Genomic DNA, 16,182 nt, shown 5'->3' on the forward strand with positions numbered 1-16,182 from the left:
GGGATAGGTAATGTTTACAAAGTTCATGCCGGTTACAATGACCGCCGTTCTGCACACCCCGCACCAACCGGCCGGGTTGCCGGGCTGCCTGCCCCGCCCGTAAGGCTATAGAACTGACAATGGCCGACTTACCCCGCCAACCGGCAGAAAAGACCACGATCAGCAGGCCCGCTTAACTTATCGACGCACGCGATGAGGTCCTGGAAACGTCCATTCTGTCATGTGTCTGAAAATAATGCTCCGGATACAAGCTGCGAGACAAAGACCAGCGATCCGGCCGACCTGTCTGCCCGCTTTTGGGTGATGTACCAAAAAAAATTGGACTCAGTCGTAAAAAAAAATCACCCCACCCATGATACGTTGAGCATATAGGCTGGTCAAAAGCGCCAAATGCCCCTGTATGGGCGCTGAATCGCCTTTTTTGACGGCTGAAACCGCCCAGACAAGACCACTAAACCTGCCCGCCTGCTCCGTGAAGCGAAAAGCCACCCGATTTAAAATACAACATTTTCACCTAAAAAATCAATCACAAGTTCTTCATTCTAAGGCACATATACCATGTTACCATAAATACGCTTTCATTTAACATATACATACCGATACACAATAGTGCGGAACATTTACACGGCTGGCCTTTGGCTTAATATTTGTCAAGAGTCCTCGATGGTAAAACTTTACGCTCGTCCAACATGCGCTTTATCCTTTACTTGAAGAACCGTAAACTCTATGTTCAGAGCACACTTATCCTGTGGGCGCTGACATGCCTGACGCTGCTGACGTCGGGGGTACCCAAGCATCCACCCGGCCGCAAAGTGCTGCTCGGGCTGGCCAGTGCGACCTGGATCGAACCCGGCCGTCCGATGCCTAAATACCCACTGTTTCTGGCTCCCCCCAAGCGGGAAAAAGCTGCGGATACCGATCCCATCCGGTTTACGATCCAGCCCAACCGGCAATCGATCCGCCTGGGCGAAACCGTCGACCTGACCATTTCGGCCGAGCTGCTGAACATCTCGCCATCGTTGTTGTTCACGCTGCCCGGCGCCAACGCTTACCGGCTGAAACTGCTGCTGCCCGAGGGCTTCGAGCAAACAGGGGGCGATTTCGTCGATTACATTGGCGATCAACTCACTTACCCCGGACACGCTACGGTTACCTACCACGTTACGGGCTATTTCACGTCGCTGAAGCCCGGCAGCAGCTTCCAGTTGCTGCGGAGCCACAGCCAGGCCGATAACCAGAGCCTGTTTGTGGAGAAAGCCACCCTCACGGTACAACCCCTCGACGCCAATAGCCTGACCACGAAACCGGCGGGGCCCACCCTTTACGTCGACAATCGCGATGTTCGGGCTTCCGCCCGTCTGGCGCCCAGCTATCTGGCCAATCTCGATGCCGCCACCTGCGAATACGTAAGTGGCTGGGTAATCGACTTTAACAACAAAAACACCTCGCCCTCGGTCGATCTGTACATCGACGGGGTGAAAGCCGCCACCGTACCGGCTACGGTTGTCCGGAAAGATGTTGCCGATGCCTACGGTATTGTCGGCTACAACCAGTATGGTTTCGTGTATCAGATTCCGGCCAGCCTGCGGAAAGCCGCATCGATGGTGATTTCGGTACGTTACCTGGGCACCTCCCAGAACATTCTGGCCAGCCCCATGAACACGGTAGTCTGCTCGACCACGGTAACCAACCCGCCCAGCACCACCGTTACCAATCCGCCATCGACCACGGTAACCAATCCACCGAGCACCACGGTGACCAACCCGCCTAGCACTACCGTTACCAATCCGCCCAGCACCACCGTAACGACGCCCCCCTCGTCGACCACATCGGTACCCACGAGCGCTACCACGGTCATTCCGCCGGTTGGGGCCAACAGCAACTACTACGGCTTCCTCGACGTAGCCACCTGTGACACCATCCGCGGCTGGATATTCGACCTCAACAGCCTCAAAATGTCGATCGGCGTCGATATCTACATCAACAACGCCAAGATCGCCACCATTCTGGCCGACCGCGCCCGACCCGACGTGGCCGCCTACTTTGGCATCCAGGGCTTCAACAAGTATGAGTATGCCTACGTGGTGCCCACCAGCTACCGCACCGGCAAGGCCATGACCATTTCGGTCAAACCGGCCAACACCACCCGGGAGCTCATCAACAGCCCCCGCACCACGGCCGTCTGCCCGGCACTCACCCTGCCCCCCAGCGTGACAGCCCCGGCGGCCGACACCTGCCAGTTCACCATCAGTGCCTCGGTGCCGGCCAGCGTCAGCTGCGGCTCGGCGGTCAGCCTGAAGGCCAACTGCGAAGGCGCCAACTGTGGACGGGTCAGCTACAAGTGGGCAGGCAGTGGCACAACAACCACCGGACAGAGCGTTAGCCTGACTGCCCCCACCACCGCCGGCACTTATAACTACACACTGACGGCTGCGGCAACGGGCTGCGCCAGCAAAACCCTCACCGGTGCTATTTCGGTGACCTGCTCGGTGCCCCCCAGCACCACGGTAACCAACCCGCCATCGACCACGGTGACCAATCCGCCGAGCACCACCGTTACCAACCCGCCCAGCACCACGGTTATTCCGCCGGTTGGAGCCAACAGCAACTACTACGGCTTCCTAGACGTAGCCACCTGTGACACCATCCGCGGCTGGATATTCGACCTCAACAGCCTCAAAATGTCGATCGGCGTCGATATCTACATCAACAACGCCAAGATCGCCACCATTCTGGCCGACCGCGCCCGACCCGACGTGGCCGCTTACTTCGGCATCCAGGGCTTCAACAAGTATGAGTATGCCTACGTGGTACCCACCAGCTACCGCACCGGCAAGGCCATGACCATTTCGGTCAAACCAGCCAACACCACCCGGGAGCTCATCAACAGCCCCCGCACCACGGCCGTCTGCCCGGCACTCACCCTGCCCCCCAGCGTGACAGCCCCGGCGGCCGACACCTGCCAGTTCACCATCAGTGCCTCGGTGCCGGCCAGCGTCAGCTGCGGCTCGGCGGTCAGCCTGAAGGCCAACTGCGAAGGCGCCAACTGCGGACGGGTCAGCTACAAGTGGGCGGCCAGCGGACTCACCACTACGGCCGGACAGAGCGTTAGCCTCACGGCCCCCTCGGCAGCCGGCTCGGTGAGCTACACCGTAACGGCCTCGGCAACGGGCTGCGCCAGCAAAACCCTCACCGGCGCCATCTCGGTGACCTGCCCGGCGCCCCCCAGCACCACAGTAACCAACCCGCCCAGCACGACAGTTACGCCCAAGTTCCAGGGCTTCCTCGAAACGCTGAGTTGTGAAGGGGCCGGCGGCTGGGTCATCGACCTGAACAACCCGAAGACCAGCCCCGTACTCGACGTACTGCTCAATGGCGTCAAGGTAGCCACGATCACCGCCGACCGCGCCCGCCAGGACGTAGCCGACGCCTACGGCATCAAAGGCTATAATGCCTACGGGTATTTCTACGCCATCCCCGATGCCTACAAGAGCAACGCCACCATCAAAGTATCGATTCAGCCTACCACCACGGGCCGCGATCTGAGCCTGAGCCCCCGCACCACGGCCGTCTGTGCCGGTTCGGGCAAGCCGCCGGTCGTAACGGTACCACCGAGTGTAACGGCCCCCGCCGTCGATAGCTGCCAGTTTACGCTCAGTACCTCGGTGCCAGCCAGCGTCAGCTGTGGTTCGCCCCTGTCGCTCAAAGCCAACTGCGACGGTATCAACTGTGGCCGCGTAACGTATAAATGGACGGGCAATGGCATCACAACAATTGGCCAGAGCATCAACCTGACAGCGCCTGCAACGGCCGGCACCTACGCCTACACCGTAACGGCTTCGGCAACGGGCTGCGCCAGCCAGACCCTGTCCGGCGCCATCTCGGTGACCTGCCCGGCTCCGCCGTCGACCACCATTACGTCGCCACCCGTTAGTGCAACGGCTACGCCCCGCTACCAGGGCTTCCTGGAGGGTGCCAGCTGCGAAGCGGCCAATGGCTGGATTCTGGACCTTAACAATCCCCAGACGGTACCCTCGGTCGATATCCTGCTCAACGGCATCAAAGTCGCGACCGTCAAGGCCGACCGCGCCCGTCAGGACGTAGCCGATGCCTACGGCGTGAAAGGCAACAACATGTTTGGATACTACTACGTCATTCCCGACGCCTACAAGAGCAACGCCACCATCAAGGTACAGGCCCAGCCCACCACTACGGGCCGCGACCTGACCCTGAGCCCCCGCATCACCGCGGTCTGCCCGGGCACGGGTCAGGCACCGGTCGAGTCGAAACCGCCGGTCGTGACGGTACCGCCGAGTGTGACGGCACCTGCCCCCCTGCCCGATAGCTGCCAGTTCTCGCTCAACACGAGCCCGATCAGCATCAGCTGCGGCACGGCCGTCACGCTGCGGGCCAGCTGCGACCGCGCTACCTACACCTGGACGGGTGGTGGCGCTACGCTTACGGGTCAGCAGGTAACACTCCCGGCACCAACGGCCAACGGTACCATCACCTACACCGTAACGGCTTCGGCAACGGGCTGCCCCAGTCAGTCGGCCACCTTCGATCTGATCACGACGGGTTGCAGCAGCGCCACGGCGCCACCCACAACAACCAATCCGCCAACGACGACGCCGGTGGTCAACGCCAACTATAAGGGCTTCCTGGAAGCGGCCAGCTGTGAGGCAGCCATCGGCTGGATTCTGGACCTTAACAACCCCCAGACGGTGCCCTCGGTCGATATCCTGCTCAACGGCATCAAAGTCGCGACCGTCAAGGCCGACCGCGCCCGTCAGGACGTAGCCGATGCCTACGGCGTGAAAGGCAACAACATGTTTGGGTATTACTACACCATTCCCGATGCTTACAAGAGCAACGCGACCCTGAAAGTACAGGCCCAGCCCGCCGGCACTGGCACCGAACTGACCCTGAGCCCCCGCGTTACGGCGTTCTGCTCCGGCACCGGTCTGCCCCCAACGACCTCGCCACCAAGCACGGCCACGGGTTGTCAGTTCGCCGTCACGGCCAACTCGATCAACGCGGCCTGTGGCAGCACCGTTACGCTGAGTGCCAACTGCACAGGCAGCAGCTGCGACCGGCTGACCTACACCTGGAGCGGCCCGAACCTGAACCAGACGGGCAAGTCGGTAACGTTCAACGCACCGGCCTCCAACAGCCTCAACTACTACACCGTAACGGCCTCGGCCAGCGGCTGCAGCAGCCAGTCGGCAACGGTGACGGTAACGGTAACCGGCTGTGCTACGGCCCCGACCGACCAGGGTGCCTACCCGATCCTGTCGAGCCCGTACCCAAGCGACAAACGGCCCATCCTGCAGAACGAACGCATCCGGCTCGGTGTCGATCTGGGCGTGGGTGGTGTTATCCGCGAGGTGACCGACCTGCAGGTAGGTGAGAATATGATCAACTGCATGGTATGGCCCGATGGTCACCGTGATGGTGGCCGCGACGACCAGATTTCGCTCTACGGTATGCCCAACGCAGCCCAGGGCTGGACGGTCAACGGCAAACCCATTCTGGACGACATCGGCTACAACCCCGTACAGGGTGGCGACATTGCCGGCAATTTCTCGCCCATGCTGGGCTACGGCCGTACCGATCAGATGATCTACACCAAAACGCGGAACCTGCTGTGGGGAATCAACAACGAGCCCGGCCACTACGTGGTTGAGCAGTGGATCCGGCTGGATGGCAACGTGGTGAAACGGCATGTGCGCATCACCGGCGACCGGCCCGACAACACCAAGTACGACGACTCACGGCAGCAGGAAATGCCCTGTACCTATACCAACAGCGCCTACTATCAGTATTACTCGGTGCAGGGCGATCCGTACACCAACGCCCCCACGGTCAACATCAACTCGATCGAAAACCTGGGCGGCAGCGGCACGAGTCTCAACCGGTATAACAACCGGGGTCAGATGGGCCCACTGAACGTCGATACGTCGGAACCCTGGATTGCCGCCATCCGGCCCAACACGGGTCGTGGTATGGCCATCCACACTCCGTTCTCGCACGAGTTCAAGGCGGCTCTGTTCAACGAAGTAGGCTGGGGACCACCCGAAGGCATCAGCGCCGGCTACATCGCCAACTGTATGCACATGATTCTGGACCCCAAGGGCGTGTATGAATTCGACATCAACATGATCGTCGGCACGCTGAGCGAAATTCGGAACACGGTCAACATCCTGCCCCGCTCCGAAACCAAACCAAACTACGTGTTTGATGGCAACCCGACCCGCCACGGTTTCAGCTACCGCAAAGGATACGACCAGGGTTTCCCGATTCAGAACGAACTCGTGATTACGCCAACCGACCGCCGGTTCAAAATCGTGTCGCCGTGGAAAGGCTACCGGGCTTCGGAAATTCCGACGCTGTACGTCCGGATGCGCGCCATCACCACCGAAACGACCATGGTGCTGGAGTGGCGTAAAGTAGGGCAAACCGAACTCGAAGCGGCTCAGGCCAACCAGGTTCTCCGGTTCAACGTACGGGGCGACAACCAGTACCAGACCATCACCATCCCGACCGGGCAGGCAGCCAACTGGAACGGCGTGATCAGCACCTTCAGTATCCGCTACGACAACGTGTCGGAAACGCCGGTCAACAACCAGCAGTTTGGGGTCAAGTATATCTCGGCCACCAACCTGGGCGATCTGTAAATCCTGGCGCATCCGCTCCAAACGCCACGAGGCCACCCGCTTGGGTGGCCTCGTGGCGTTTGGGTCATACTGAAATCCGGACAGCCCGGTAGTCAGGCCATCGCGCCAGCCTGCTGCAGCAGCGGAGCAATCACACTGTTCAGGCGGTCGCGGACGAAGCTCTCCTGCAGGTAGGCCGGCAGCTTGGCCACCAGTTGCCGATAGGCGTCGATGCCCAGGGCTTTGGCAATGTAAGCTTCGTGTACGGTATTGACGTGTTCGACAATGTTGACCAGACTCTGGTGAAACAGCCGCACATCGATCTCCGAATCGACAAAGCGTTCGATCTCCCGGTTGGTGGAAGAGATACGCAGCCGGCTCAGCATGTCGAAATACGTGGTATAGCCAATCTGTTTGGCCAGTTGCTTATACTGCTCGACGCTGAATTTCTGCAGAATCTCGCCTGTTTTAGGGCTACGCAATGCCGTCTTCGGATTGCTCTGAATCACGTTGCGCAGGGCCTTTACGCGCTGATCGCGGGTGGTTTTCAGAAACTGCGCCAGTTCGGCCTGCACCGACTCCTCGCGCGAGGGCAGCATCAGATCACTCTTGCCCACCATGGCAAATCGGCGGGCCATGGGCAGCCGCTGAATTCGGTAGCTGTTGATGGGGCCGAGGGCGTAGTAGCCGATCGACGCCGGGTAGTAGCCCCGCACCACCATGTTGCCAATCCGTTTCCGGATCAGCTCTTCGTTGCTCACATTGATGCCCTGGATAGCCAGAAAGGCACGGGCACTAAAAAGCGCGCTGTAATAGGCCTGCGGAAACGTCCAGTGCAGCGAGCTTTGCAGATACTGTTCATCGTTGACAACCGGCGTGATTCGAAGCGCATATTCGGCACTCCAGCTGTTAAGCAGCAGTTTCTCCAGCGCCTTCTGCGTGGTTTCGGTCTGAAGGCCGTGAAACTGCGTAAACACGGGTAGTTTTGCCACATCGAACAGGTCGTGCTGACGCTGGATGTGGTAGTCCATGGCAAAAAAATGATTTAGAAAAACCTGCGCGGGAATGGATTTGCGCCAGCTTTCATCGGGCACCGACGGGGTAGCCGTGCTCGGTGCAGGCACGGCCGGAGCGTTCGGAAATTGCATCGTCACGTTTGTTGTCTGTGTCATACAATACTAACGAAAAAAGGGGTTTCGCCGTTCATAAACAGGCAACTATTTTCAGCATTTAACTACTCTGTCTATCAGTCACTTACAATCATTTTTTTACCCCTCAGACTATCCTCCTGCAACCGCCCGTCGGCCCATCGAAAAATGCATTCTTTCGCCCCCCCAAACGTACTTTTACGGCCGGTTTTGCGTTCCTTTTGCATGAGGAGAATGATGCACAACCCATATGTAACCGTTGGCCTTTTGATGGCCAGTTTAAGTGTTCCGTTGGCGCAGACAAAGGCACAAAATGACCCTGCACCGACGAACCAGTCCGCGTCGATCGAAGGCATCGTGTTCGATGAGGCAACGCGGCAGCCCATTGTTGGGGCTACGATTGTGGTCAAAGACCCAACCGGCAAGATCATGACCGAGCAGCGCGTCGGCGCCGATGGTGCCTTTCGGCTGGCGGTAAAGAAGAAACAAACGTATGTGCTGAATACGAAAGCGACCGGCTATGATCCCGTCAGCGAGGAACTGACGTTTTCAGAAGAGCGCACCGATCGGCTGATGGGCAAACCCATTGCCCTGCACCGCACCAGCACAGCGCCGGCCGTGGTTGCCTCGCCCCCCAGCCCCGTACCGATGGGCGATGCAGTGGCATCGACCGCCAGTGCCCCCGCTCCGATTACCCAGACGGCATCGGTGGCTACTACGCCACCCACGACAACGGCGGCCCCCAGTCCCGTGCCCACGGCCGTTGCATCGACACCCGCCCCGACACCCGTGGCCAAAACACCAGCGCCGGCGGTGACACCACCGGCCACCTCCGGGCAGCCGGCGGCCGTAGCCACGGCAACGGCCGGTTCGGTGGCCTCGGCAACCCCAGCGGCTAGGAACCGGCGCGGTGCAGCCGCCGGCCGGCCCGCCAACGGAGCCGCCCCCGCTACCACCGGGACCACCACGGGTCGCCGGACACCCGCTCCGCAGCCTACAGCCGCCAGCGCTGGGCAACCCGCAGCCGGCAATGCCGTGCCCGCCAAAACCCTCGACGCCAAGGTGTCGTTTACGCCCCCGCTGCTGATCGCTCCCAAGGGCATGCCGACGCAGCTGAAATCGATTCGGTTTGCGCAGAGCAAGCCCGAATTACTGCCTGAGTCGCAGCCAGCGCTCGACCAGGTTGTTGACTTTATGGCGTCGCATCCTGTTGCCGAAATTGACCTTGCCGGCCATACCGACAATCAGGGCGACTTTGAAGAAAACCTGCGCCTGTCGAAACTGCGGGTCGAAGCGGTTAAGGAGTATCTGGTATCGAAAGGAATCGACGGCAAACGGGTAACGACGCACGGCTATGGCCCTACGCGCCCTATTGCCAGCAATAACCACGAAGAAACCCGCCAGCTGAACCGGCGGGTCGAATTGACGGTCGTGAAGGAATAAGTTGGCCGGCTCTACCCAGACCACCCGGGGGCGACTTTCAGCGGAAAGTCGCCCCTATTGTTTACGGCCCAGCCAGAGCCCGGCAATCACCAGTCCGGTACCGGCCAGCGTATAGCCCGTAATGGGTTCGTCGAGCAGCACCCACGAGTACAGAAACCCGAAGATGGGGCATAAAAACAGAAACAGGGAGGCCCGCACGGGGTCTTGCCGGATCAGAAAAAACCAGAGCTGAAGCGCAGCGACCGACACCGGCACGATCAGCCAGAACACAGAGCCCCAGAAGCGCCCGTCGTAGTGGCCCGCGCCCAGATCGGCTGTCAGCAGCGTTACGGGCAGCAGCATCAGGCCGCCCAGCAGCACCTGCCACCCGTTGATAACCAGGTTTGGCAGCCGCCACGCGACCCCGGCATAGTAGACCGTAGCGGCCGACACCGCCACCACCCCAAATAACAGAATCAGAATACCTTCGACCGTGGCATAACTGTTCTGCAGGAGCGGATACGTAGCAACGCCAACGCCCAGCAGCCCCAGCAACAGACCCAGCCCCTCGTTGCGTCGCGGCACCCGGCGCAGCCAGAGTGCCGACAGCAGCGTGATAAAGAGTGGGTTGGTGGCCGTCGACAGGCTACCGATTCCCGCCGACACCTGCTTCAGTGCCAGCACAAAGGCGCCGAGGTAAATGGTTGTATTGAGCAGGGCAAAAATCAGCAGGTGCCGCCACTCCGCCCCCCGGGGCCAGGCGTCGCGCTGCCGCTGTATGCCATACGCAAACAGCAGCATGCCCGTACCGGCAATAAAGAAGCGAACGTTGGCCAGCACCAGCGGGGGCGCCGACTGCACCCCCACTTTGGTCGCCACGGCGGCCGATGCCCAGAGGGCGGCAAAGAGAATACCGGGCAGCAGGTTTTTCATTAAAACCCAATTTTGCCCCGCGCGGGCGTCGTTCGGCGGTTCTCGGCCGCCGGCTGGGCGCTGGTTTGCAACCCGGCCCAGTCGCGCATTTCGCCCAGTTCCTTCTCGAACCCACCCGACAGAATCGGGAAGCGACACCATGAGCGCGGATCGAGGTTGTGATCGTCGAGGTGGAACGACGGGGCGTAGCGCTCACGCTTCCACTGGTTGCGGCTCCAGAGTCGGAAAAAGCGCTCGATCCACAGCACCAGTTTAGCACGGTCGTGGGTGCCGGCATACCGAACCTCCAGCAGCCGTAACACGGCAAGGGGAGGCTGCTTATCGCGGATGGCGGCTTCTTCGATCGAGTTGAGCACGTCGTAGGGCATCAGATCGTCTTCGTCGGTCTGTTTGCGATCCTGCGGGCGCAGTTCGGCAGTGGGCTGCAGGTTGTTGACCCGGTGCAGCCCCTTCACCCGAATCAGGTCGTCGGCATTGGTCGGCTCGGTGGCCAGGCTCGTACGGTCGGTGGGTTCGGGCGCGTTGCGGACGTTGAGGCCCACGGTTTCGAGCCAGCGCAGCCAGCCCCGCAGAAAATGTTTGTCGATGCCGGTAATGGGCGAAATACTCCCCGAGGTGTCGCCGTCCATGGTCGCGTAGCCCACGGCCGCTTCGGAACGGTTGGATGTCGTCAGCAGCAGAGCGTTGTTGAGGTTGGCCAGCATCCAGATACTCGGGGCCCGCACCCGCGCCTGAATATTCTGCAGGGCCAGATCGTCGGTTTCCCACGACAGCGTGCGTCCCAGCTGCCCCTCGATCAGCGTGCGGTAGGTCTCGACCAGGCCATTGATGTTGATGTTGAGGAAGCGGGCGCCAATGTCGTCGGCCAGCTCTTTCGCCGAGTTATACGTATCGTCGGAGGAGTTCTGCGTGCCCTGATACATCACCGTCAGCAGGTTCCCCACCATGGCTTCGGGTGTTTCGCAATCCTGAATGGCCTTGATGTAGCTAAGCTTTTTCTTTACCCCGTCGATGCCGATGTTCTCGACCGCCATCCGGATCATCAGGAACACGAGTGCGGCAATAGCCGACGAGTCGGCGCCACCCGACAGCGACAGCACGTAGCCCTGTGAGCGGCTCTTGCGGAGGTAGTCGAACAAACCCAGCGCCACGGCCCGGGCAAACTCTTCTTCCTTGAGGTAGCCCCCCCGCTCCCACCCCTCGAGCACCGCTTTCTGCACCACGGGCGCCGTTTCGGGCCAGTCGAACCGATCCGTTACGCGCAGGTTAGGGTAAGCCAGCGCCAGGTTGCCCCGGTTCTGGGTCTGGTTGAGCCGGGTTAGGTCGACATCGACTACGGCCGGCACAATCACCACGTCTTCGTAGCTGAGCCGGGCGCCCGACACCAGCAGTTCGCCGTTCGAGGCCACCATGGCGTCGCCGTCGTAGATCATGCGGCCGGCTTCGTTGCCCAGCAGGTTGGTGTACACATAGCTCACGCCAAACGATCGCGATGCATCGATGACGAACCGCTCCCGCGTCTGCGACTTCATGAAGGCGAAGTGACTGGCCGAGGGGTTCATGATGATGTCGACGCCCCGTTCGTAGAGCGAGCGGCCGGGCCGGTTGGCAATCCAGGCGTCTTCGCAGATTTCGAAGCCCACCCGAATACCCGACAGATCGAAGATCAGATCACCAAAGGGGTAGCTGAAGCCGTCGATCGTGATCTCGTCGCGGACGAAGGGCGACCAGGGCTGAAACCAGCGGGTTTCGTAGTGTACACCGTTGTTGGCCAGGTATTGCTTCACGGCAAACCCCAGTATGCGCCGGTTGGCCACCAGACAAACCACGTCGAAGGTGCGGTTGTTGTGGCGCAGGGGCAGCCCGAGAGCCACGGCAATATCATTGGTGTAGGGAACGATATCGAGCAGCGACGCAATCGACTGGTCGATGGTATTCTGGGCGTAGAAGGCATCTTCGCAGCCGTAGCCCGAAATGCACAGCTCGGGCAGGCAGAGCAGGCTAACCTGTTGCGCCTGGGCTTCTTCGATGGCGCGAATGATGTTCTGTTTGTTGTGCTCCCAGGCCAGAGGAATCTGGTTGAGCACACCGGCGGCTATCTTGAGGAGTTTCATGAATCAGGAACGAAAGACAACGGACCGGGCATCGGCGCCCCTCCGCTGGGCAGGCCCCGTGGCCCCCACCCATACAACAAAGATGGGGGCTGATTCGGTTTTGTTTTGCACGGGCCAATCGTTGACCTTCCCGATACGAACCAATGTCTCAGCCCCCTGTGTCTGGCCAGCGCTACACTTTTAGAAAAATTGCTCGCCTGTACAACCCGTAGAGCAACAGTAGCTGCAGGCTCGTAACGCCCAGGGCCAGCCCAACGGGCTGCCAGTCGGGCGGAGCCAGGTGAATCAGGCCACCAAATACGTAATTGGCCGTGTGGGCAAAATCGACAGCCCCCTCGGCGGCCAGATAAATCAGAATGGAGTTGGTACCGATGAGTACAAACGGGAATGCCCAGCGCTGCCACCCCCGCACGTCGATGAGGTAGTAGAACACGGCCAGAAACAACAGGCTCCAGCCTCCTACGTAGAGCACGAACGAACTGGTCCAGAGCCGTTTGTTTATCGGAAACACCTCGCCCCACAGCAACCCCAGCCCGATGAGCACCACGCCGGCACCCGCCAGCAACAGGGTCTGCTGCGTGCCCGAATAGCGCCGTGATGCTGTTTTCAGAAACGTCCCCGTAAATACGCCCAGCAGGGCCGTACCAATGGCCGGTAACGTCGACAGCAGGCCCTCGGGGTCGAACACGACGCGGTGCAGCCGGCCGGGCAGCAGCAGCCGGTCGACGTACGACGTCAGCGACCCTTCGGGCGTCAGCACGCCCGGGCCGAAGCCGGGCACCGGCACCAGCATCAGGGCGGCCCAGTAACCCAGCAGCAGCGCCAGCAGCCACAGCACCTGCTTTTTCAGGTCGGCATTGAGGTAGATCAGTCCCGCAAAAAACCAGGCGAGTCCGATGCGGCCCAGCACACTGGCAAAGCGCGTTTCGTGGTAGCCCTTCAGCTGCAGGGCCCCGTTGACAATCATGCCGAGCGCCAGCAGGATCAGCGTGCGCCGGAGCATGGTCCGGTAGATGGAGCGTTTGTCGGCAAACGCCAGCTCGTCGGGGCGGCTGACCCCCGCCCGGCTGAGTTTACCCTGCATGGAATAAGGCATCGACACCCCGGCAATAAACAGGAACAGCGGAAAAATCATGTCGTAGAACACGCAGCCGTTCCACTCGACGTGGTGAAGCTGCCCCGACAGCCAGACCGCGGGGGCCCAGCCCGTTGCGTTGGCCAGGGTATGCACGATATGTTCGCCACTCATGATCCAGAACATATCGAAACCCCGCAGGGCATCGAGCGACAGAAGCCGGGCGGGCGCGGGCCGGGCTACAGCCGGGGCGCTGGTGGGCACAAATGCAGTTTGCATGGTTGGGTTGGTAACGATCGGCGGGCCGCTACTGTCGCGCCGATCCGATTCTCTACGCAAAGAACGACTACCTATAGGCGTTACTGAGCCGTGGGCGGTATTTTTGGTGCATACGCAGCGCCAGCTGCACGCTGTTGCCGGCCGGGTGGGTCGGAAACGCCTTGTGTTTGTTGACCCACCGCCACTCCCACGGTTTGATCTGCTCCTCAAACGGCTTCAGATCGGGCTGCTGCCCCGTAGCCAGCACCTGGGCGAGCGGCCCGAAAAACTGCGCCCAGCCGGGTCGGTAAAAGTGGTTGAGCAGGCCGCCCCACTGCCCGGTTGGCGCATTCGTGCAAAGGACTGCTGGCATCGCCCCACAACGTAATCAGAACGCGGGCGTTCGGCTCATACAAGTCTTGCCCGGCGGGCGTGGTACCCCACTGCCAGGGGTAACTGAGCCGGATGCACGTCCAGACGGTGGTGGAGTCGACGGTGGGGCGCCCGGCCTCCACCTGTTCGGGGCTTTGGGCACACGACAAACCCCGGCGGCTTGGCGCCTAGAGCCAGCGGCTGATGAAGTCGGCAAAGACCTCGCGATATTGGTCGCTGACGGGAATGGTGGTGGCCCCGATCTGGATGCTCGACCGCGTAACGGCGCTGATGTGATCGAGCGCCACGATATACGACCGGTGAACCCGCATGAACTGCCGGGGCGGCAGCTTTTCTTCCAGTGCCTTCAGGCTCGTCAGCGACAGCAGGGGTTTGGCGGGGTCGCTCTGCCGATACACCTTCACATAATCCTTGAGGCCTTCGATGTACCGAATATCGGCATGCGCAACCCGCACCAGCTGGTACTCGACCTTCAGAAACAGGTAATCGTCGGAAACGGGCGACGGGGTCGGGGCCAGACTGGCCGGCGGGGCCGGCTGGCTGCGGCTCAGCAGTTCGGCGTAGTGGCGGGCCTTGCTGGCTGCGCGCAGGAACTCCTCGTAGTTAAACGGCTTGAGCAGATAGTCAATGGCATCGACCCGGAACCCATCGAGCGCAAACTGATCGAAAGCCGTCGTAAAAATAATGCGCGGCTGCCGGCCACCCCGGTGCGTGCGTTCCAGCAGCCGCGCCAGTTCGAGCCCCGTCAGGTCGGGCATCTGAATATCCAGAAACAGCAGATCGACCGGCCCGGCCAGTGTGCTCTGCAGGGCCTCGACCGCGCTGCTGAACCGGCCCTTGAGCTGCAGAAAAGGTGTTTTTTCGATGAACGCGCAGACTAAACCGAGGGCCAGCGGTTCGTCGTCGACAGCCAGGCAGGTGAGCATCATAACTGGTTCAGCGTTAGGGTCACGCGGTACTGCGCCGTACTTTCGTCGGCTTCGGTCTGCAGCGCATACTGCCCCGGATAGAGCAAGTCGAGCCGACGCCGGGTGTTGTTGAGGCCAATGCCGCTGCCCGCTTCGAGCGAAGGGGTTTTGTCGCGAAACAGGGTGTTGCAGACCGTAAACCGGAGCTGCCCCGGCTGCTGCTCCATGCTGACATGCACCTGACTGGTGTGCAGCGCACTGACGCCGTGCTTGAAGGCATTCTCGACAAACGGCAGAAACAGCATGGGTGCGATGGCCTGATCGTGAAGCGGGGCCGGCGTGTGGAAACAAACGACCACCTTATCGGTCAGGCGCAGCTGCATGAGCTGGATATAATCGCCCAGAAAGCCCACTTCCTTACTCAACAGGGTTGTATCGGACTGGGTATCGTAGAGCACGTAGCGCATCATGCGCGAAAGCCGGTGAATGGCCGAGCGGGCCGTATCGGCGTCGATCAGCGTCAGGGCGTAGATGTTGTTGAGGGTGTTGAAGAAAAAGTGGGGGTTGATCTGGGCTTTCAGAAACGACAGTTCGGAGCTGGTTCTGGCCTGCTCGAGGGCCAGCCGCGTGTTGGCATCGGTCTGCCACTTCTGCACCATGGCCAGGCTGGTGCTGCTGCCCAGTGTGAGCATGGTTGTAAACAGCGTCGACTGCACCCAGCCGTAGTAGCGGGGCTGCCCGCCCCCGTCGGGATGAAACAGCCGGTGGAATTTGGTGGGCAGGTCGAAGACAAATTCGATACCGCCAATAATGAGCACCGTCAGCAGCAACAGCCCGATCAGCGACGCTACGTACCGGCCGGGCCGGGCCGTCAGTAGCAGACGCGGCACCAGCAGCTGGGCATTCAGGTAAAACGCCCCCACCATCAGGCCAAAAAAGATTGTCTGCCGGATCCAGTATTCGCGGGGTGCCACAAAGTCAGCGCCGAACCACTGTGAGAAAAACAGCAGGTACCCCAGCAACCCCCAGCCCAGCCAGTGGCTCAGCATCGATACATACCGGCGCGAAAACAAGGAGATAGCCATAGCCAACAGAAAGTACCAAGTTTACGGCTATTTGCCGTTTTCCCGGCGGTCAATCGGCTGTTTCGGCATTTTTCCCGATAGTCGACCGCTTTCAGCCGACCAATGGCCCCGCTGGTTCGCAGCCGGCGTTCATCGGTTCGTTCGGCCATTCTGCCGACACTTATACCCCGCCAGTCTATTCGATTTTCGG

At 60.7% G+C, this 16,182-nt stretch carries 9 protein-coding genes and 1 pseudogene; 2 read left to right on the forward strand and 8 right to left on the reverse strand.

The annotated features are described in order from the left end of the window. Window positions 1-689: 689 nt before the first annotated feature. Window positions 690-6,677: a hypothetical protein gene (locus tag ACYVAC_RS09355; protein WP_461097366.1), complete on the forward strand. Its 5,988-nt coding sequence runs from the start codon at window positions 690-692 to the stop codon at window positions 6,675-6,677. A gap of 92 nt (window positions 6,678-6,769) precedes the next feature. Here the strand turns inward: ACYVAC_RS09355 and ACYVAC_RS09360 are convergent, their stop codons facing one another. Then, on the reverse strand, window positions 6,770-7,828 hold the full coding sequence (locus tag ACYVAC_RS09360) for a hypothetical protein (protein WP_461097367.1): 1,059 nt from the start codon (window positions 7,826-7,828) through the stop codon (window positions 6,770-6,772). 246 nt (window positions 7,829-8,074) lie between these two features. On the opposite strand from ACYVAC_RS09360, the gene ACYVAC_RS09365 reads away from it, so the two are divergent. Beyond that, a complete protein-coding gene (locus tag ACYVAC_RS09365) occupies window positions 8,075-9,247 on the forward strand; it encodes an OmpA family protein (RefSeq protein ID WP_461097368.1) in 1,173 nt (390 codons plus the stop codon). A gap of 54 nt (window positions 9,248-9,301) precedes the next feature. Here ACYVAC_RS09365 and ACYVAC_RS09370 read toward each other — a convergent pair whose 3' ends face one another. The 7 genes and pseudogenes from ACYVAC_RS09370 to ACYVAC_RS09400 form a co-directional block, all read right to left on the reverse strand. Continuing rightward, window positions 9,302-10,159 (reverse strand): DMT family transporter, encoded by an 858-nt coding sequence (locus ACYVAC_RS09370; RefSeq protein ID WP_461097369.1) that lies wholly within the window; start codon window positions 10,157-10,159, stop codon window positions 9,302-9,304. Continuing rightward, entirely contained in the window at window positions 10,159-12,273 is a 2,115-nt protein-coding gene (gene nadE / locus ACYVAC_RS09375) for an NAD(+) synthase (protein WP_461097370.1), read from the reverse strand. The genes ACYVAC_RS09370 and nadE overlap by 1 nt, the downstream gene beginning before the upstream one ends. Window positions 12,274-12,445: 172 nt before the next feature. Continuing rightward, window positions 12,446-13,627, reverse strand: coding sequence for an acyltransferase family protein (locus ACYVAC_RS09380; protein WP_461097371.1), 1,182 nt, complete (start codon window positions 13,625-13,627; stop codon window positions 12,446-12,448). A 67-nt stretch (window positions 13,628-13,694) separates the two neighbouring features. Beyond that, the gene (locus ACYVAC_RS09385; protein ID WP_461097372.1) at window positions 13,695-13,979 is read right to left on the reverse strand and encodes an alpha-N-acetylglucosaminidase C-terminal domain-containing protein; all 285 of its coding nucleotides are present in this window, start codon (window positions 13,977-13,979) and stop codon (window positions 13,695-13,697) included. A gap of 13 nt (window positions 13,980-13,992) precedes the next feature. After that, window positions 13,993-14,121: pseudogene (locus ACYVAC_RS09390) on the reverse strand (hypothetical protein); the annotation flags it as partial. A gap of 45 nt (window positions 14,122-14,166) precedes the next feature. Then, window positions 14,167-14,928: a LytR/AlgR family response regulator transcription factor gene (locus ACYVAC_RS09395; protein WP_461097373.1), complete on the reverse strand. Its 762-nt coding sequence runs from the start codon at window positions 14,926-14,928 to the stop codon at window positions 14,167-14,169. Then, window positions 14,925-15,992, reverse strand: a complete 1,068-nt coding sequence (locus tag ACYVAC_RS09400; protein WP_461097374.1) for a sensor histidine kinase — start codon at window positions 15,990-15,992, stop codon at window positions 14,925-14,927. Before ACYVAC_RS09400 ends, ACYVAC_RS09395 begins: the two co-directional genes overlap by 4 nt. Between the last annotated feature and the right edge of the window lie 190 nt (window positions 15,993-16,182).

This window comes from Spirosoma luteolum, assembly GCF_054778875.1.